A 15,184-nucleotide genomic window follows, 5' to 3' on the forward strand; every position below is an offset into this window, starting at 1 on the left:
CGCTACGGGCGACCGCGCGGGCGGCGCATCCGGGTTCGACCGCCGGTCCACCCCGAAGAGACCCTGAGATCGCACCCCGAGGGAGAATGGCCCGATGGCCGGATACCGCCGACAGCTCTACCGCGACGACGCGGTGGTGCTGCGCGTGCAGAAGCTGGGGGAGTCCGACCGCATCATCACCCTGCTCACCCGCCGGCACGGCCGGCTGCGCGCGGTGGCCCGGGGCGTACGCCGCACCACCAGCAAGTTCGGCGCCCGGCTGGAGCCGTTCGGGCACGTCGACCTCCAGCTCGCCGGCGACCCCAAGGGCAACCACGGCAGCTCGCTACACACCATCAGCCAGGCCGAGGGCATCGACCTCTACGGCAAGCGGTTCCTGGGCGACTACCCCCGCTACACGGCGGCCAGCGCGATCGCCGAGACCGCCGAGCGGCTCACCCCGATCGAGCGCGAGCCCTCGCTGCGGCTGTTCCAGCTCACCCTCGGCGCGCTGCGTTCGCTGGCCACCGGCGACCACGCCACCACCCTGGTGCTCGACGCCTACCTGCTGCGCGGCATGGCCTTCGCCGGCTGGGCGCCCGCGCTGACCGCGTGCGCGGTCTGCGGCACCCCGGGGCGGCACCGGGCGTTCTCGGTCCCGGCCGGCGGCGCGGTCTGCCCGGACTGCCGGCCCCCGGGCGCCGCCCACCCCGCCCCGGCCACCATCGACCTGATGTCCGCGCTGACCACCGGCGACTGGGCGTACGCCGACGCCACCGAGACCGGTGTGCGCCGCGAGTGCAGTGGCCTGGTCGCGGCGCACCTCCAGTGGCACCTGGAGCGCGCGCTACGCTCGCTGCCGCTGGTCGACCGGGGTGCCCCGGCGTCCGGCGCGGTCCCGCCGCCCGGCGGCGCGGGGCCGGGTGTGGTCCCGCCGCGCACCGGAGGCGGGCCCACCGCCGCTGGTGTGAACAGGGAGATGACCGAGTGATCCGATCCATGAGGGCCGGCCGGCGCGAGCCGCTGCCACCGACTCCGCACCCCTCCGGTGCCCGGCCGCCGGCGCTGCCGGCCGACGCGCTGCCCAAGCACGTCGCCGTGGTGATGGACGGCAACGGCCGCTGGGCCAAGGAGCGCGGGCTGCCCCGGACCAAGGGTCACGAGCAGGGCGAGCACAGCCTCTTCGACACCATCGAGGGCGCCATCGAGCTGGGCATCCCCTACCTGTCGGCGTACGCCTTCTCCACCGAGAACTGGCGGCGCTCGCCGGACGAGGTCCGCTTCCTCATGGGCTTCAACCGGGACGTCATCCGGCGCCGCCGGGACCAGCTGGTCGACCTGGGCGTCCGGGTGGTCTGGTCCGGCCGGGCCGGGCGGCTCTGGAAGAGCGTCATCTCCGAGTTGCAGACCGCCGAGGAGATGTCCCGCGGCAACTCGACCCTGACCCTCCAGTTCTGCGTCAACTACGGCGGGCAGGCGGAGATCGCCGATGCCGCCGCCGCGATCGCCCGCGACGCGGCCGCCGGCCGGATCGACCCGGGCAAGGTCACCGAGAAGACCATCGCGAAGTACCTCTACCACCCGGAGGTCCCCGAGGTGGACCTCTTCCTCCGCCCCTCCGGCGAGCAGCGCACCTCCAACTTCCTGCTCTGGCAGTCCGCGTACGCGGAACTGGTCTTCCTCGACACCCTCTGGCCGGACTTCGACCGCCGCCACCTCTGGTACGCGTGCGAGCTCTACGCCCAGCGGGACCGCCGCTTCGGCGGCGCGCTGCCCAATCCGGTGGCCCCCACCACCTGAGGTCGCGCTTACCGACGCCGCCTGCTGGGTATCAATCCGGACAGCAGGCAGATTGCGGAGGTGAACCCACATGATTCAGAAGCGGATTGCCCAGTGGGCGGTCATGGCGGTCGCCGTGCCGCTGGCGGCGGCCGGCGCGCGCCGGCTCAGCCACTCCCTGGAGGCCCGTCGCGGCCCGACCGGGGTGAGCCGACTGCTCACCAAGGGCGCCGACATGCTGCGGCCGCAGAAGGCCAAGCGTCGTCGGTTCTGGTGACGTCGACGGTCCGCCGCGGTGTCGCGGCGGACCGTGCCGCGGGCGCCCCGCGTCCGGCTTTCCGGCCGGGAGCGGGGCGCCCGCGCGTACGATCGGCGCGAGGGCGCGCCGCCGGGACGCGCCCGCCACGGGGGTGGGGGATGCACGATCTCCGGTTCAAAATGATCATGGCGTTGAACGCGGCGGACCTGGGCAGCCCGATCTGCGAGCAGGTCGCCGACATCTGCGCGGAGATCGCCGAGCAGCACTGCGCCGAACTCGGCCACACGCCCGCCGTGCGCGCCGGGGAGATCGCCGAGCTGAGCACCGGCGAACCGTCGCTCACCTGGGCGCCGGCCGATACCGGGCAGCGTGCCTGGTGACGGCGACGGCGCCCGCACCGGCGGTGGACGTCCGGCGGGCCGGGGACCGCTTCTTCACCCGGCTGTCCTGGCTCGACTCCAAGCACTCCTTCTCGTTCTCCCGGCACTACGACCCGGCCAACACCCACCACGGGCTGCTGCTGGTCAACAACGACGACGTGGTGCGCCCGGGCAGCGGCTTCGAGACCCACCCGCACCAGGACATGGAGATCGTCACCTGGGTGCTGCGCGGCTCGCTGGTGCACCAGGACTCCACCGGCCACTCGGGCGTCATCTATCCCGGCCTGGCCCAGCGGATGAGCGCCGGCACCGGCATCCTGCACTCGGAGAAGAACGACTCCTGGCGGCTGGAGAACACCGCTCCGCACCGCGACCCGGTCCACTTCGTGCAGATGTGGGTGCTCCCCGACGAGGAGGGCATCGACCCGGGCTACGAGCAGCTCGAGATCGGCGACGAGCTGCTGCGGGGCGGCCTCGTGCCGGTCGCCTCCGGCATGGACCGGTACGACGGCGCCTCCGCCATCCGGATCCGCAACCGGTACGCCACCCTGCACGCCGCCCGGCTCGGCCCCGGTGACTCGGTGAACCTGCCCGACGCGCCCTTCCTGCACCTCTACGTGCCCGGCGGCACCGTGACGCTGGAGGCGACGGGACAACTCGGCGAGGGCGACGCGGCCCGGATCACCATGGCCGGGGGCCAGCGGGTGACCGCCGCCGAACCCGCGGAGATCCTGGTCTGGGAGATGCACGCCACGCTCGCCTGAGCGTGCTCACGCCTCCACTTCGGAGCGGTCACCCGCCCAGAGCGTGTGGAACGACCCCTCCCGGTCCACCCGGTGGTAGGTGTGCGCGCCGAAGTTGTCCCGCAGCCCCTGGATCAGCGCGGCCGGCAGCCGCTCGGCGCGCAACGCGTCGAAGTAGGCGAGCGACGACGAGAAGGCCGGGGTGGGCACGCCCGCCCGGGCCGCGTCGGCCACCACCCGCCGCCAGGCCGGGACCCCGGCGCCGACCCGGTCGGCGAACCAGGGGGCCACGAGCAGCGTGGGCAGGTCCCGCTCGGTGTCGTACGCCTCCCGGATCCGGTCCAGGAAGCGCGCCCGGATGATGCAGCCGCCCCGCCAGATGGTGGCCGTGCCGCCCAGGTCGATGTCCCAGTCGTACTCCCGGCTGCCGGCGCGGATGTGGTCGAAGCCCTGCGCGTACGCGACGATCTTGCTGGCCAGCAGCGCGCGCCGCACGTCCTCGACGAAGGTGTCCCGGTCGTCCACCTGCCACTTCTCGCCCGCGTCGGCGAACGCGCGGCGGGCGGCGGCGCGCTGGTCGGCGTGCCCGGACAGCGACCGGGCGAAGGTGGCCTCCGCGATGCCGGTGATCGGGATGCCGAGGTCCAGGGCGCTCTGCACGGTCCAGCGGCCGGTGCCCTTCTGCTCGGCCTGGTCCAGCACCACGTCGACGAAGGGCCGGCCGGTCGCCGCGTCGGTGTGCCCGAGCACCTCGGCGGTGATCTCGATGAGGAAGGACTCCAGCTCGCCGCCGTTCCACTCCCGGAAGATCTCCGCGATCTCCGCCGGGCTCGCCGACAGGCCGGCCCGCAGCAGGTCGTACGCCTCGGCAATGAGCTGCATGTCCGCGTACTCGATGCCGTTGTGGACCATCTTCACGAAGTGGCCGGCGCCGTCCGGCCCGATGTGCCGGCAGCACGGGACGCCGTCCACCTGGGCCGCGATCCGCTCGAAGATCGGGCCGAGCTTCCGGTAGGACTCGGCCGAGCCGCCCGGCATGATGCTCGGCCCGCGCAGCGCGCCCTCCTCGCCCCCGGAGACGCCGGTGCCCACGAAGTGCAGCCCGTGCCCGCGCAGCGCCTCCTCCCGGCGGCGGGTGTCGGCGAAGTGCGCGTTGCCGCAGTCGACGACGATGTCCCCCTCCTCCAGCAGCGGCACCAGCTCGTCGATCACCGCGTCGGTGGGGGCGCCGGCCTTCACCATGACGATCACGGCGCGCGGGCGCTCCAGGGAGGCGACGAAATCGGCCATCGACTCCGAGGCCACGAACGTGCCCTCGCCGCCGTGCTCGGCCAGCAGGCTCCGGGTGCGCTCGGGCGAGCGGTTGTGCACGGCCACGGTGAAGCCGTTCCGGGCCAGGTTGCGGGCCAGGTTGCGGCCCATCACCGCCAGGCCGGTGACCCCGATCTGCGCCGTCGCCCGCTGTGCCATGCGTACCGCCACCTTTCGTCTCCGGTGCCCGTGCTGCGACCGTATCGCGGCCGGCGCGGGGGGTGGGCCGGGACGTCGACGCCGGGTGAGGACGCGGTCGCGGTCGGTCCTCGGTAATTCGGGTGCGCGCCGGGGCGGCGGTGGGTTAACGTGCGGTCATGCGTAACTGACGCCCACCTCTCGCAGGCCCGGTCCACCGTGCGTACCGCCGTGGACCGTGCGCCCCGGGCGTCCGCATCCTCCGCGCCACCGTCGGTGGTGGCGTCGCGTGCCTTGTCGGACCGCCCGGGTGTTCCCCGCTCGCCGTGCCCACGGGTGCCCGACAGTCAGGAGGCAGCGTATGCCCGCCAAGCGCAGTCCGAAGAAGTCCCACAAGCCCGCGCCGTCCCCGGTGGACCTCACCCCGGCGGATCTCGACGCGCTCACCGTGGCGCCCGCCGCGCCGGTGAGCCTGCCCGGCCGCGCCGACACGCCGCCGCCGAAGGCCGGCCCGCCCGCCGGCCGGGAGGCCCGGCTCTCCGGGCGCAGCCAGCGCGCCGGCCAGACCCGGTTCTACGCCTTCCGGCGCAGCTGACCGGCCCGTGATCGGCTCGGGTTGCGGCAGCCCGTGGTGTCCCGCCCTCGGGACGACAGGCTGTGCCGCAACCCGGGTCGGTCAACCGGCGGCCGCCGGTCAGCCGATCAGCGGCCGGAAGGTGCCCAGCAGCACGCTGGCCGTCAGCGCCGCCGCGGCCAACGTCCCGGCGGCGACCACCAGCAGTGCATCCGCGCGGGTGAAGCGCTGACGCCGGGCGACGGTACGCGGGGTGCCGGCGTCGAAGCCCCGGGCGTCCATGGCCACCGCCAGGCGGGTGCCCCGCCGGATCGCCCCGACCAGCAGCGCGAACGCCGTCGATGCGAACAGCCGCAGCTTGGCGATCGGGTTGCGGCCGGCGTCCACGCCCCGCGCCCGGCGGGCCATGCTGATCATCCGCCACTCCTCCTCCAGCAGCGGCACCAGCCGGAACGCGGCCAGCGCGCCGATGGCGAACCGGGCGGGCGCCTTCGCGTTCTGGATCAGCGCGTCGGCCAGGTCGGTGGGGTCGGTGGTGGCGAACACGATGATCCCCGGCAGCGCCACCGCGAGCATGCGCAGCACCAGGCCCAGCGCGGTGACCAGCACCCCCTGGGTGACCAGCAGCGGACCGGCCGCGAGCAGCACCGGGCCGGACCGGTCGGCGGCGAAGAGCACCAGGGTGACCAGGATGCCGCCGGCGCCGGCGAGCAGCGGCCAGGCGCGCCGGGCCAGCACCCGGTAGCGGATGCCGAACAGCGGTAGCACGGCCAACTCGACCGCGATGGCGATCGCCGGGGCGACCGGGTCCAGGGTGGCGATCAGGATGATCGAGAAGAGCAACGCGGCGGCCAGCTTCGCCACCGGGTTGCGCCGGGCCAGCGGCGCGCCGGCCGCCGCGACGGGTTCGACGCCGATCACCGTCGGCCTCCGGGCGTTCGCCGCTCCAGGGTGACGGTCCGGTCTGCTAACGCCGCCACGAAGTCGGGATCGTGGGTGACCGCGACGACGCCGTGGCCGGCGTCGCGCAGTTCGGCGAAGAGGTCGATCAGCTCCCGCCAGGTCCGCCGGTCCTGGCCGAAGCTGGGCTCGTCGCAGATCAGCAGGCGGGGTGCGGTGGCCAGGGCGGTCGCCACGCTCAGCCGCCGCGCCTCGCCGCCGGAGAGGGTGTACGGGTTCGCCCCGGCCAGCCGGTCCAGCCGCAGCCGCTCCAGCAGCGCGTCCACGATGGCCGTGACGGCCGCCTCGGGCCGGCCGGTGCGGCGCGGGCCGAGCGCCAGTTCGTCGCGGACGGTGCCGGTGACGAACTGGTGTTCCGGGTCCTGGAAGACCGAGCCGATCCGCCGGGCCAGGGCGGGCGCCCGCCAGCGGTGCGGGGGAGTGCGCGCATCTGGGCCGGCCATCGCCTCGGTGGCGGCGGCCCTACCGGTGCCGGGGCGGAGCAGGCCGCCGAGCAGCAGGGCCAGGGTGGACTTGCCGGCGCCGTTGGGGCCGAGGACGGCGAGCGCTTCGCCGGCGCGTACCCGAAGGTCGGTGGCGGCCAGCCGGGGCGGCAGGCCGAGCCGGTCGGCGGTGAGCAGCACCTCGCCGGGCGGCGCGGTGGCGTGCCGGGGCGGCACGGTGCGGCCGGGCACCCACACCCCGGCGTCGGCCAGCGCGTCGCCGTGCGCGGCGAATACCGTGTCGGGCCGCCCGTCGGCCCGCACGCCGCCGCCGGGCTCCAGCACGATCACCCGGTCGACCAGCGGCAACGCCTCGGCGACCCGGTGCTCGACCAGGATCAGCGTGGTGTCGGCGTCGACGGCGTCCGCGACGGCCTGCCGGACCAGGGCGGCGCCGGCCGGGTCGAGATTCGCGGTGGGCTCGTCGAGCAGCAGCAGCCCCGGCCGCAGGGCGAGCGCCCCGGCCAGGGCGAGCCGCTGCTGTTCGCCCCCGGAGAGCGCGGCGGTGGGCCGGTCCCGGTGGTAGGGAAAGCCGACCCGGCGCAGCGCCTCGTCCACCCGGGGCCAGATCTCGTCGGCGGGCACCCCCCGGTTCTCCAACCCGAACGCCACGTCGTCGCCGCAGCGGGCCATCACCAGTTGGCTCTCCGGGTCCTGGAAGACGACGCCGACGCGCTCCCGGGCCTTGCGCGGGTCGAGCCCGTCGATCTCGACGGTGCCCTCCTGCTCGCCGGAGTCCTCGGGCAGCAATCCGGCCAGCGCGGCGAGCAGCGTGCTCTTGCCCGCCCCCGAAGCCCCGAGCAGCAGCACCCGCTCGCCGGCCTCGATGCGCAGGTCCACTCCCCGGACGGCCCAGCCCTTCCGCCCGGCGTGCCGCCACCCGAACCCCCGCAGGTTCACGGCCCCCACGCGCCACCTCCCCTCCGGCCCTTCCGGCCCCAAGCTTGGTTGATCAAGGAGTTCGCGTCTGGAAAACCGCCTCGGCCGACGCAAACTCCTTGATCAACGCGGTCGGCGGGGGCGGTCAGACGGCGGCGCGTTCGCGGCCGGCGGGGAAGCGGTCGAGGACACCCGTGTTGGCCAGGGCCCGGGTGAGGGCGACGCTGCCCACGCCGGCCACCACCAGCGAGCTGGCGGCGGTCAGCAGGATGTACGGGAGGCGGAAGCTGCCCCACGCGGTGCCCGGGTACCAGACGAAGACGTCGTAGATGGCCGCCGCGAGACCGGCCAGCGTCGCGGCGAGCAGCGCCACGGGCAGCCGGTAGCTGCGGTAGGCGAAGAGCGCGAAAGCCAGCTCGGCGGCGGCCGCCTCCAGCGGGCCCTGCACGACGATCGTCCAGCCCCAGCTCGTGCCCAGCGCCACGGAGACCAGCGCGGCCAGGGTGAGGGTGAAGAGCGCCGCGCCCGGCTTCCGGACGACCAGGGCGCCCAGCACGGCCGGGACCAGCCAGACGCCGTACAGCACGGCGCGGCCGGGCAGCGGGATGGCGTCAGCCGGCCCGTTCCAGAGCAGGCCCCAGGCCCAGAAGATGATGCCGAACGCCACCGCGAGGACGGAGGCCACGACGATGTCGATCGTGCGCCACCGGTTGGGGTTGTCCATGATTGCTCCCAGTTCTGTACGGCGAACCAGGAGAAGACGCACGCCGCGCCCGGTGGTCACCGGACGGCGGCGCGGCTGGAGGTCGACCGAACTCCCTGCGCTGGCATTACCCAGATCAGGTTCGAGGGTCTGCGGGCACCGGCCCGCACTCTCAGCGCTGTGCGCTCCCCTGTCGGATGTGAAGTTGTCTCGTCGCAGACGCTAGCACCGACCCCGCCCCCGGGCCCAGCAGGGCGATCGCCCGTTAGGGTGGCGATCATGCGGATCGACGCGCGAGGGCTGACGTTCGAGGTACGCACCGGCGGCCCCGAGGGCGGCGAACCCGTCCTGCTGCTGCACGGTTTCCCGCAGCACGCCGGCGAGTGGGACGAGGTCACCCCCGCGCTGCACGCCGCCGGGCTGCGCACGTACGCGCTGGACCAGCGCGGCTACTCGCCCGGCGCGCGGCCGGCGGACGTCGGGGCGTACCGGATCCCGGAGCTGGTGGCCGACGCGGCCGCCGTGCTCGACGCGCTCGGGGTGACCACCGCCCACCTGGTCGGTCACGACTGGGGCGCGATCGTGGCGTGGGGGCTCGCGGCCGCGCACCCGGAGCGGGTCCGTACGTTGACCGCCGTCTCGGTGCCCCACCCGGCGGCCATGGGGCACGCGCTCGCCACCGACGCGCGGCAGAAGGCCCGCTCCTCCTACATCGCCCTGTTCCGCAAACCGGGCAAGGCGGAGAAGGTGCTGCTGGCGTTCCGCGCGGCGGCCCTGCGCCGGATGCTCGCCGGGGTGGGCGACGCCGACCGGGTGGCCCGCTACGCCGACCCGATGCGTGAGCCGGGCGCGCTGACCGCCGCGCTGAACTGGTACCGGGCCATGACCGGGGCGGACATGAAGGCCGTCGGGCCGGTGGGCGTGCCGACCACGTTCGTCTGGAGCGACCGGGACGTGGCGATCGGCCGGACCGCCGCCGACGCGTGCGCCGCCCACGTCACCGGCGACTACCGCTTCACCGTGCTGCCCGGTGTCACCCACTGGATCCCGGACGAGGCGCCCGGTCCGCTGGCCGCGGCGATCCTGGCCCGCGCCGGCCGATGACCGCGAGCCCCGCGCCGGCCCGGCCGCACACCCGCGCGTCCCTCGCCGCGCAGCTCCACGACCTCGGGGTACGTCCCGGCGCGACCGTGCTGGTGCACGCCTCCCTGCGCCCGCTGGGCTTCCTCTGCGGCGGTCCGGAGGCCGTGCTGCTCGCCCTGCGCGACGTGCTCGGCCCGGCCGGCACGGTGGTGGTGCCCACCCACACCCCGGACAACAGCGACCCGGCGGGCTGGAGCAACCCGCCGGTGCCGGCGGACTGGTGGCCGGTGATCCGCGACGGGCTGCCCGGCTTCGATCCGGCGGTGACACCGAGCCGGTTCATGGGCGCGCTGGCCGAGCTGGTCCGCACCTGGCCGGGGGCGCGGCGCAGCGACCATCCGTTCGTCTCGTTCGCCGCGCTCGGGCCGGCCGCGGCGCGGGTCGTCGACGGCCATGCGCGGGCCGACATGCTGGGCGAGGGCTCCCCGCTGGCCCGCCTCTACGATCTCGACGCCGACGTGCTGCTGCTCGGCGTGGACCACGGCAGCAACACGTCCCTGCACCTGGCCGAATACCGGCAACCGGCGCCGCCCCGGCAGCGCTGCGGCGCGGCCGTGCTGACCGGCGACGGCGGCCGGGAGTGGGTGGGGTGGGACGACGTGGACCTGCACGAGGAGCGTTTCGCCCGGCTCGGCGCCGACCTGGAGGCCACCGGCGCGGTGCGGCTCGGGCCGGTCGGCGACGGGACGGGCCGGTTGATGAGGCAGCGGGCGGCGGTCGACTTCGCGGTCGAGTGGCTGGCCCGGCACCGACGGACGGAGGAAGCATGACGGTGAGCGCCGAGGCGTACCTGGCGGTGGTGACCGAGACGATCGCCCGGGTCGCCGCCGAACAGCGGGAGAACGTGGCCGGCGCGGCGGACCTGATCGCCGCGTCGCTGCGCGCCGACGGGGTGGTGCACGCGTTCGGCACCGGCCACTCCGAGGCCCTCGCCATGGAGATCGCCGGCCGGGCCGGCGGGCTCGTCCCCACCAACCGGATCGCCCTGCGCGACCTGGTGCTGCACGGCGGCGAGCCGGCCGACGTGCTCGGCCCGAAGCTGGAACGCGAGCCGGCCGTGGCGCACCGCCTCTACGAGCTGGCCCCGGTCCGGCCGCAGGACGTGTTCGTGCTGGCCTCCAACTCCGGGGTGAACGGGGCCATGGTCGAGTTCGCCGCCATCGTCAAGGAGCGCGGGCACGGGCTCGTGGCGATCACCTCGGCGCAGCACTCGGCCCGGATGACCTCGCGCCACCCGTCCGGGCGCAAGCTCGCGGACTTCGCCGACGTGGTGCTCGACAACGGCGCCCCGTACGGCGACGCCACCCTGCCGCTGCCCGGCGGCGGCGCGGTCGGCGCGGTCTCCTCGATCACCGCCGCGCTGCTGGCCCAGCAGATCGTGGCCGAGGTGGTCGCCCGGCTGCTCGCGGCGGGGGAGCGGCCCCCGGTCTACCTGTCCGCCAACATCACGGGCGGCGACGAGCACAACGCCGATCTGGAGGCCCGGTACGACGGCCGCATCCGCCGCGGGTCCTGAACCGGTTTCACGCTCGGCCCGATCGGGCACTGGCTGTGCTGCCGGTGGGAGGCCCCCACCGGCAGTACCGTCTTCCCTGGAGGTAGCGGGTGTCCAAGGAAACCGAGAAGCAGCGCTGGCAGCGCAACTTCGCCGACCTGCTCCAGGAGCTGCGGGTGGCGCAGACCGGGGTGCAGATCCTGTTCGCCTTCCTGCTGACCCTGCCGTTCAGCAACGGCTTCACGCGGACGACCGGTTTCCAGAAGGACGTCTACATCGTCGCGTTGCTGGCCGCCGCCGCGGCCACCGCGATGATCATTTCTCCGGTCGCCTTCCACCGCGCGCTGTTCCGCCAGGGCCGCAAGCCGGAGCTGGTCCGCTTCGCGCACCGGATGGCCAGCGCCGGCCTCGGCTTCATGCTGATCTCGATGGTCAGCGCGGTCCTGCTGGTCACCGACTTCGTGCTGAGCCGCCCGATCGCCTTCCTGCTCAGCGCGCTCACCGGGGTGTGGTTCCTGGTCTTCTGGGTGATCCTGCCGTTCGCCCGGCGCAGCTGGGGTGACGACGACATCGACGACGAGGACGACGATCCGCGGGCGCTGGCCGGCGACTGACCGCGCGGTCCCGCCAAATCGGACGTGCGCGCGAGGCTACCCCTGGGTAACACCCGGGGGTAGCGTCGTTTTCGTCGCACGTCGACGCAGCCGGACCGAGGTCTCCAGGAGGCAGCCGTGACCACGACACACAACAGCCGACCCGACCCCGCCGGACACGGCGGCCCGACCGGGCGGGTGGCGCCGATCGACGACCCCGAGCCGCCGCCCGGCACGGCCGCCGCGGTCGACGCCGCGGGTGGCGCCGGGCCGCTGCCCACGGAGGCCGGCCAGGTCTCCGAGAAGGAGGCGCGGCAGGTCGCCGAGGCGGCCCGCGAGGCCTCCTGGGACCGGCCCAGCTTCGGCAAGGAACTCTTCCTCGGCCGCTTCCAGCTCGACCTCATCAACCCCTGGCCCCGCTCCGACCCGGACGACGTGGCGCGGGCCGAGGAGTTCCTCGGCGCGTTCGGGGCGTACCTGGACTCCGAGGTGGACGGTGCGGCCATCGAGCGCGACGCACGGATCCCCGACGAGGTGTTCCACGGGCTGGCCCGGCTCGGCGCCTTCGGCATGAAGATCGACCGGAAGTACGGCGGCCTCGGGCTGAGCAACCTGCACTACTGCCGGGCGCTCATGCGGGCCGGCTCGGTGAACCCGTCGATCGGCGCGCTGCTCTCCGCGCACCAGTCGATCGGCGTGCCGCAGCCGCTGAAGATGTTCGGCACCCCCGAGCAGAAGCAGCGGTTCCTGCCCCGGCTGGCCGCCGGTGAGGTGTCCGCCTTCCTGCTCACCGAGCCGGACGTCGGCTCCGACCCGGCCCGCCTGGCCACCATGGCCGAGCCCACCGAGGACGGCACCGGCTACCGGCTCAACGGCGTGAAGCTCTGGGCCACCAACGGCACGGTCGCCACCCTGCTCGTGGTGATGGCCCGGGTGCCGGCGGCCGAGGGGCGGCGCGGCGGCATCACCGCCTTCGTGGTGGAGGGCGACAGCGAGGGCATCACCGTCGAGCGGCGCAACGAGTTCATCGGGCTGCGCGGCCTGGAGAACAGCCTCACCCGGTTCCACGACGTCTTCGTGCCGAAGGAGAACGTGATCGGCGGCGAGGGCAAGGGCCTGAAGATCGCGCTGACCACGTTGAACACGGGCCGGCTCTCGCTGCCGGCCATGTGCGTGGGCGCCGGCAAGTGGGCGTTGAACGTGGCCCGCGAGTGGGCCGCGGACCGGGTCCAGTGGGGCCGGCCGGTCGGCGAGCACGAGGCGGTCGCCAAGAAGCTCGCCTTCATCGCCGCCACCACGTACGGCATGGAGTCCATGCTCGACCTCTGCTGCCTGCTCGCCGACGACGACCGCAACGACATCCGGATCGAGGCCGCGCTGGTGAAGCTCTACGCCAGCGAGATGGCCTGGAAGATCGCCGACGAGCTGATCCAGATCCGGGGCGGTCGCGGCTACGAGACGGCCGACTCCCTCGCCGCCCGGGGCGAGCGCCCGGCCGCGGTGGAGCAACTCCTGCGCGACCTGCGGATCAACCGGATCTTCGAGGGCTCCACCGAGATCATGCACCTGCTGATCGCCCGCGAGGCGGTGGACGCGCACCTCTCGGTGGCCGGCGACATCATCGACCCGGACGCCGGGCTGGGCCGCAAGGCGAAGGCCGGCGCGCGGGCCGGCGTCTTCTACGCCAAGTGGCTGCCCACGCTCGCCGTGGGCAAGGGTCAGGCGCCCGGGGCGTACCACGAGTTCGGCCCGCTGGCCGGTCACCTGCGGCACGTCGAGCGGACCTCCCGCAAGCTGGCCCGGTCCACCTTCTACGCGATGTCCCGGTGGCAGGGGAAGATGGAGCGCAAGCAGGCGTTCCTCGGCCGGGTGGTGGACATCGGCGCGGAGCTGTTCGCCATGTCGGCGGTCTGCGTGCGGGCGGTCGCCGAGCGCGCCGAGCACCCGGAGAACGTCGAGCTGGCCGACCTGTTCTGCCGGCAGGCGCGGCTGCGCGTCGACGAGCTGTTCACCGGGCTGTGGTCCAACACCGACGCGGTCGACGTGGCGGCCGCGAAGCGGATCGTCGCCGGCCGGTACGCGTCCGTGGAGGACGGCGTGGTCACCCCGCCCGCCGACCGGCCCTGGGTGGCCGACTGGCAGCCGGGCCCGTCCACGGCGCAGGACGTCCGCCGCCGCATCCCGCCCGCGAAGTGACGACGCCGGGGCCCCGCCGAACGCGCGGGGCCCCGCCGGTCAGCGGGCGACCGCCCAGGCGATCACCCCGGCCAGGATGAGCCCGTTCAGCCCGGCGAGCACCAGGTACGCGGCCGGCGGGATCCGGCGGCCCTTGCGGACGAAGCTCACCAGGACGCCCGCGTAGATCAGCAGCAGGACCGCGACGACGATCAGGAAGTACAGCACCGGAACACCTTAACGGCCGGTGCGCAGCCCGAGTCCGCGCAGCTCCAGTGCGGCGAGCGCGTCGACCGTCTCGTCGTCGCCGCGGCGCCACGCCTCGGCCACGTCCGGCGCGATGCGGTTCAACTTCGCGAGGGGCTGCCCGGCGAGCGCGCGGAGCGCCAGCAGGTCCCGCCCGGCCGGGGCGGCGGCGAGGGCCTTGGCCGCGCCGGCCCGGCGCATCCAGCGCACCCGCAGCGGCAGCCAGCCGAACAGCACCAGCCCGAGCGGGAAGACCAGCACGGCGACGGCGAGTGCCAGGGCCAGCTGGCCGACCAGTTCCTGCTGGTCGCGGCCGGCCTCGGCGACCGCGCGGGCGGCCTCGGCGGCCCTGGTGAAGGGGCCGGTCAGCTCGTCGCCGACCAGCGGCACCCGGCCGACCTTCCCGCCGGCGTCGGCCAGGTTGTCGGCGAGCCCGCCGCCGGCCCCCTCCAGCTTCTGGCCGGGTACGGCGAGCTTCTCGACGAGGTCGTGCAGCCAGAGCGCGAAGCGGATCGCCGCGTACACCCAGACGACCACGAGCAGATCGGTGAGGAGCTGACGGAGGGCGGTCGGAAAACGGTCGGCGTAGATCTTCACGCGGGACAGCGTGCCACGGCTCGGCCGCCGGGGCACGGGGCAGTTTTCTCAGCCGGCGCAGGCCGGGCAGGTGCCGAAGATCTCCAGGGTGTGGCTGACCTCGGCGTAACCGTGCTCGGCGGCGACCCGCTCGGCCCAGCTCTCCACCGCCGGGCCGGCCACCTCCACGGTCCGCCCGCAGGCCCGGCAGACCAGGTGGTGGTGATGGCCCTCGCTGCACCGCCGGTAGAGGTGCTCGCCGCCGGGCGGGCGCATCACGTCGATCTCGCCGGCGTCGGCGAGCCCCTGGAGGGTCCGGTAGACGGTGGTCAGCCCGACCCGCTCACCGCGCCGGCGCAGCATGGCGTGCAGGTCCTGGGCGCTGTGGAAGCCCTCGACCTCGGCCAGCAGGGCGCTCACCGCGGTCCGCTGCCGGGTGTTGCGCAGTGCCCCCTCGGTCACGACGGCCCCTCCCCGGCGTGGCTGACCGCGTCCGCCACGATGTGCGCGACGTGCTCGTCCACCAGGGCGTACGCGATCTCCCGGCCGCGCCGCGAGCCGCGCACCACGCCGGCGCCGCGCAGCACCCGCAGGTGCTGGGAGACCAGCGGCTGCGGGGCGCCGAGCTTCTCCACCAGTTCGTGCACGCAGCGCTCGCCCTGGGCCAGTTCGCTGACGATCGCCAGCCGGATCGGCGCCGACAGCGCGCGCAGCAGGTCACCCGCGCCCTCGAAGGCGTCGTACCCGTTCGTGACCGTCATCCCGTAAC

The 15,184-nt window shown here is 74.5% G+C and carries 19 protein-coding genes and 1 riboswitch; of the genes, 11 read left to right on the forward strand and 8 right to left on the reverse strand.

Features of this window, described 5'->3' with window-relative positions; all coding sequences use genetic code 11:
• The first annotated feature begins 94 nt into the window (after positions 1–94).
• The 5 genes from recO (at position 95) to NLX85_RS20840 (ending at position 3,161) form a co-directional block, all read left to right on the forward strand.
• Positions 95–970: a DNA repair protein RecO gene (gene recO, locus NLX85_RS20820; protein ID WP_189198053.1), complete on the forward strand. Its 876-nt coding sequence runs from the start codon at positions 95–97 to the stop codon at positions 968–970.
• A gap of 8 nt (positions 971–978) precedes the next feature.
• A complete protein-coding gene (locus NLX85_RS20825; RefSeq protein WP_091319289.1) occupies positions 979–1,779 on the forward strand; it encodes an isoprenyl transferase in 801 nt (266 codons plus the stop codon).
• Positions 1,780–1,849: 70 nt separating this feature from the next.
• Positions 1,850–2,035 carry a hypothetical protein gene (locus NLX85_RS20830; RefSeq protein ID WP_254337650.1) on the forward strand — a complete coding sequence of 62 codons (186 nt, stop codon included), beginning with the start codon at positions 1,850–1,852 and terminating at the stop codon, positions 2,033–2,035.
• Positions 2,036–2,175: 140 nt separating this feature from the next.
• Positions 2,176–2,397: a thioredoxin reductase gene (locus tag NLX85_RS20835; RefSeq protein WP_254337652.1), complete on the forward strand. Its 222-nt coding sequence runs from the start codon at positions 2,176–2,178 to the stop codon at positions 2,395–2,397.
• Positions 2,394–3,161 carry a pirin-like bicupin family protein gene (locus NLX85_RS20840; protein ID WP_254337654.1) on the forward strand — a complete coding sequence of 256 codons (768 nt, stop codon included), beginning with the start codon at positions 2,394–2,396 and terminating at the stop codon, positions 3,159–3,161. The genes NLX85_RS20835 and NLX85_RS20840 overlap by 4 nt, the downstream gene beginning before the upstream one ends.
• 6 nt (positions 3,162–3,167) lie before the next feature.
• Here NLX85_RS20840 and gndA read toward each other — a convergent pair whose 3' ends face one another.
• Positions 3,168–4,610 (reverse strand): NADP-dependent phosphogluconate dehydrogenase, encoded by a 1,443-nt coding sequence (gene gndA, locus NLX85_RS20845; protein WP_254337656.1) that lies wholly within the window; start codon positions 4,608–4,610, stop codon positions 3,168–3,170.
• A 340-nt stretch (positions 4,611–4,950) separates the two neighbouring features.
• On the opposite strand from gndA, the gene NLX85_RS20850 reads away from it, so the two are divergent.
• On the forward strand, positions 4,951–5,184 hold the full coding sequence (locus NLX85_RS20850) for a hypothetical protein (RefSeq protein WP_254337658.1): 234 nt from the start codon (positions 4,951–4,953) through the stop codon (positions 5,182–5,184).
• Between the two features lie 99 nt (positions 5,185–5,283).
• Here the strand turns inward: NLX85_RS20850 and NLX85_RS20855 are convergent, their stop codons facing one another.
• The 3 genes from NLX85_RS20855 to NLX85_RS20865 form a co-directional block, all read right to left on the reverse strand.
• Entirely contained in the window at positions 5,284–6,084 is an 801-nt protein-coding gene (locus tag NLX85_RS20855) for an energy-coupling factor transporter transmembrane protein EcfT (RefSeq protein ID WP_254337660.1), read from the reverse strand.
• Positions 6,081–7,514: an ABC transporter ATP-binding protein gene (locus tag NLX85_RS20860; RefSeq protein ID WP_254337662.1), complete on the reverse strand. Its 1,434-nt coding sequence runs from the start codon at positions 7,512–7,514 to the stop codon at positions 6,081–6,083. The genes NLX85_RS20855 and NLX85_RS20860 overlap by 4 nt, the downstream gene beginning before the upstream one ends.
• 115 nt (positions 7,515–7,629) lie before the next feature.
• Entirely contained in the window at positions 7,630–8,208 is a 579-nt protein-coding gene (locus NLX85_RS20865; protein ID WP_254337664.1) for an ECF transporter S component, read from the reverse strand.
• A gap of 74 nt (positions 8,209–8,282) precedes the next feature.
• Positions 8,283–8,389, reverse strand: a riboswitch (TPP riboswitch).
• A gap of 77 nt (positions 8,390–8,466) precedes the next feature.
• Between NLX85_RS20865 and NLX85_RS20870 the strand changes: the two genes are divergently transcribed.
• From NLX85_RS20870 to NLX85_RS20890, 5 genes are all read left to right on the forward strand, one after another.
• Positions 8,467–9,291, forward strand: coding sequence for an alpha/beta fold hydrolase (locus NLX85_RS20870; protein WP_254337666.1), 825 nt, complete (start codon positions 8,467–8,469; stop codon positions 9,289–9,291).
• Positions 9,288–10,100: an aminoglycoside N(3)-acetyltransferase gene (locus NLX85_RS20875; RefSeq protein ID WP_254337668.1), complete on the forward strand. Its 813-nt coding sequence runs from the start codon at positions 9,288–9,290 to the stop codon at positions 10,098–10,100. Before NLX85_RS20870 ends, NLX85_RS20875 begins: the two co-directional genes overlap by 4 nt.
• Entirely contained in the window at positions 10,097–10,846 is a 750-nt protein-coding gene (locus tag NLX85_RS20880; protein WP_254337670.1) for a sugar isomerase domain-containing protein, read from the forward strand. Before NLX85_RS20875 ends, NLX85_RS20880 begins: the two co-directional genes overlap by 4 nt.
• A gap of 89 nt (positions 10,847–10,935) precedes the next feature.
• Positions 10,936–11,439 (forward strand): DUF6328 family protein, encoded by a 504-nt coding sequence (locus tag NLX85_RS20885; protein ID WP_254337672.1) that lies wholly within the window; start codon positions 10,936–10,938, stop codon positions 11,437–11,439.
• Between the two features lie 117 nt (positions 11,440–11,556).
• Complete coding sequence (locus NLX85_RS20890) at positions 11,557–13,614, forward strand: acyl-CoA dehydrogenase family protein (RefSeq protein WP_374628144.1); 2,058 nt, start codon at positions 11,557–11,559, stop codon at positions 13,612–13,614.
• Between the two features lie 39 nt (positions 13,615–13,653).
• Here the strand turns inward: NLX85_RS20890 and NLX85_RS20895 are convergent, their stop codons facing one another.
• The 4 genes from NLX85_RS20895 to NLX85_RS20910 are packed head-to-tail and all read right to left on the reverse strand — an operon-like array spanning position 13,654 to position 15,176.
• Positions 13,654–13,821 (reverse strand): hypothetical protein, encoded by a 168-nt coding sequence (locus NLX85_RS20895; RefSeq protein WP_167537054.1) that lies wholly within the window; start codon positions 13,819–13,821, stop codon positions 13,654–13,656.
• Positions 13,822–13,830: 9 nt separating this feature from the next.
• On the reverse strand, positions 13,831–14,436 hold the full coding sequence (locus NLX85_RS20900) for a hypothetical protein (protein WP_254337674.1): 606 nt from the start codon (positions 14,434–14,436) through the stop codon (positions 13,831–13,833).
• 48 nt (positions 14,437–14,484) lie between these two features.
• Complete coding sequence (locus NLX85_RS20905; protein WP_254337676.1) at positions 14,485–14,877, reverse strand: Fur family transcriptional regulator; 393 nt, start codon at positions 14,875–14,877, stop codon at positions 14,485–14,487.
• Entirely contained in the window at positions 14,874–15,176 is a 303-nt protein-coding gene (locus tag NLX85_RS20910; protein ID WP_091319318.1) for a metalloregulator ArsR/SmtB family transcription factor, read from the reverse strand. Before NLX85_RS20910 ends, NLX85_RS20905 begins: the two co-directional genes overlap by 4 nt.
• Between the last annotated feature and the right edge of the window lie 8 nt (positions 15,177–15,184).

It is taken from the genome of Micromonospora sp. A3M-1-15, from assembly GCF_024213425.1.
In the GTDB taxonomy this organism is placed as follows: Bacteria; Actinomycetota; Actinomycetes; order Mycobacteriales; family Micromonosporaceae; genus Micromonospora; species Micromonospora chersina.

Coding starts and splice junctions, on each gene's coding strand:
- recO (WP_189198053.1), top strand. CDS start 95: ATGGCCGGATACCGCCGACAGCTCTACCGCGACGACGCGGTGGTGCTG.
- NLX85_RS20825 (WP_091319289.1), top strand. CDS start 979: ATGAGGGCCGGCCGGCGCGAGCCGCTGCCACCGACTCCGCACCCCTCC.
- NLX85_RS20830 (WP_254337650.1), top strand. CDS start 1,850: ATGATTCAGAAGCGGATTGCCCAGTGGGCGGTCATGGCGGTCGCCGTG.
- NLX85_RS20835 (WP_254337652.1), top strand. CDS start 2,176: ATGCACGATCTCCGGTTCAAAATGATCATGGCGTTGAACGCGGCGGAC.
- gndA (WP_254337656.1), bottom strand. CDS start 4,610: ATGGCACAGCGGGCGACGGCGCAGATCGGGGTCACCGGCCTGGCGGTG.
- NLX85_RS20850 (WP_254337658.1), top strand. CDS start 4,951: ATGCCCGCCAAGCGCAGTCCGAAGAAGTCCCACAAGCCCGCGCCGTCC.
- NLX85_RS20865 (WP_254337664.1), bottom strand. CDS start 8,208: ATGGACAACCCCAACCGGTGGCGCACGATCGACATCGTCGTGGCCTCC.
- NLX85_RS20870 (WP_254337666.1), top strand. CDS start 8,467: ATGCGGATCGACGCGCGAGGGCTGACGTTCGAGGTACGCACCGGCGGC.
- NLX85_RS20875 (WP_254337668.1), top strand. CDS start 9,288: ATGACCGCGAGCCCCGCGCCGGCCCGGCCGCACACCCGCGCGTCCCTC.
- NLX85_RS20880 (WP_254337670.1), top strand. CDS start 10,097: ATGACGGTGAGCGCCGAGGCGTACCTGGCGGTGGTGACCGAGACGATC.
- NLX85_RS20910 (WP_091319318.1), bottom strand. CDS start 15,176: ATGACGGTCACGAACGGGTACGACGCCTTCGAGGGCGCGGGTGACCTG.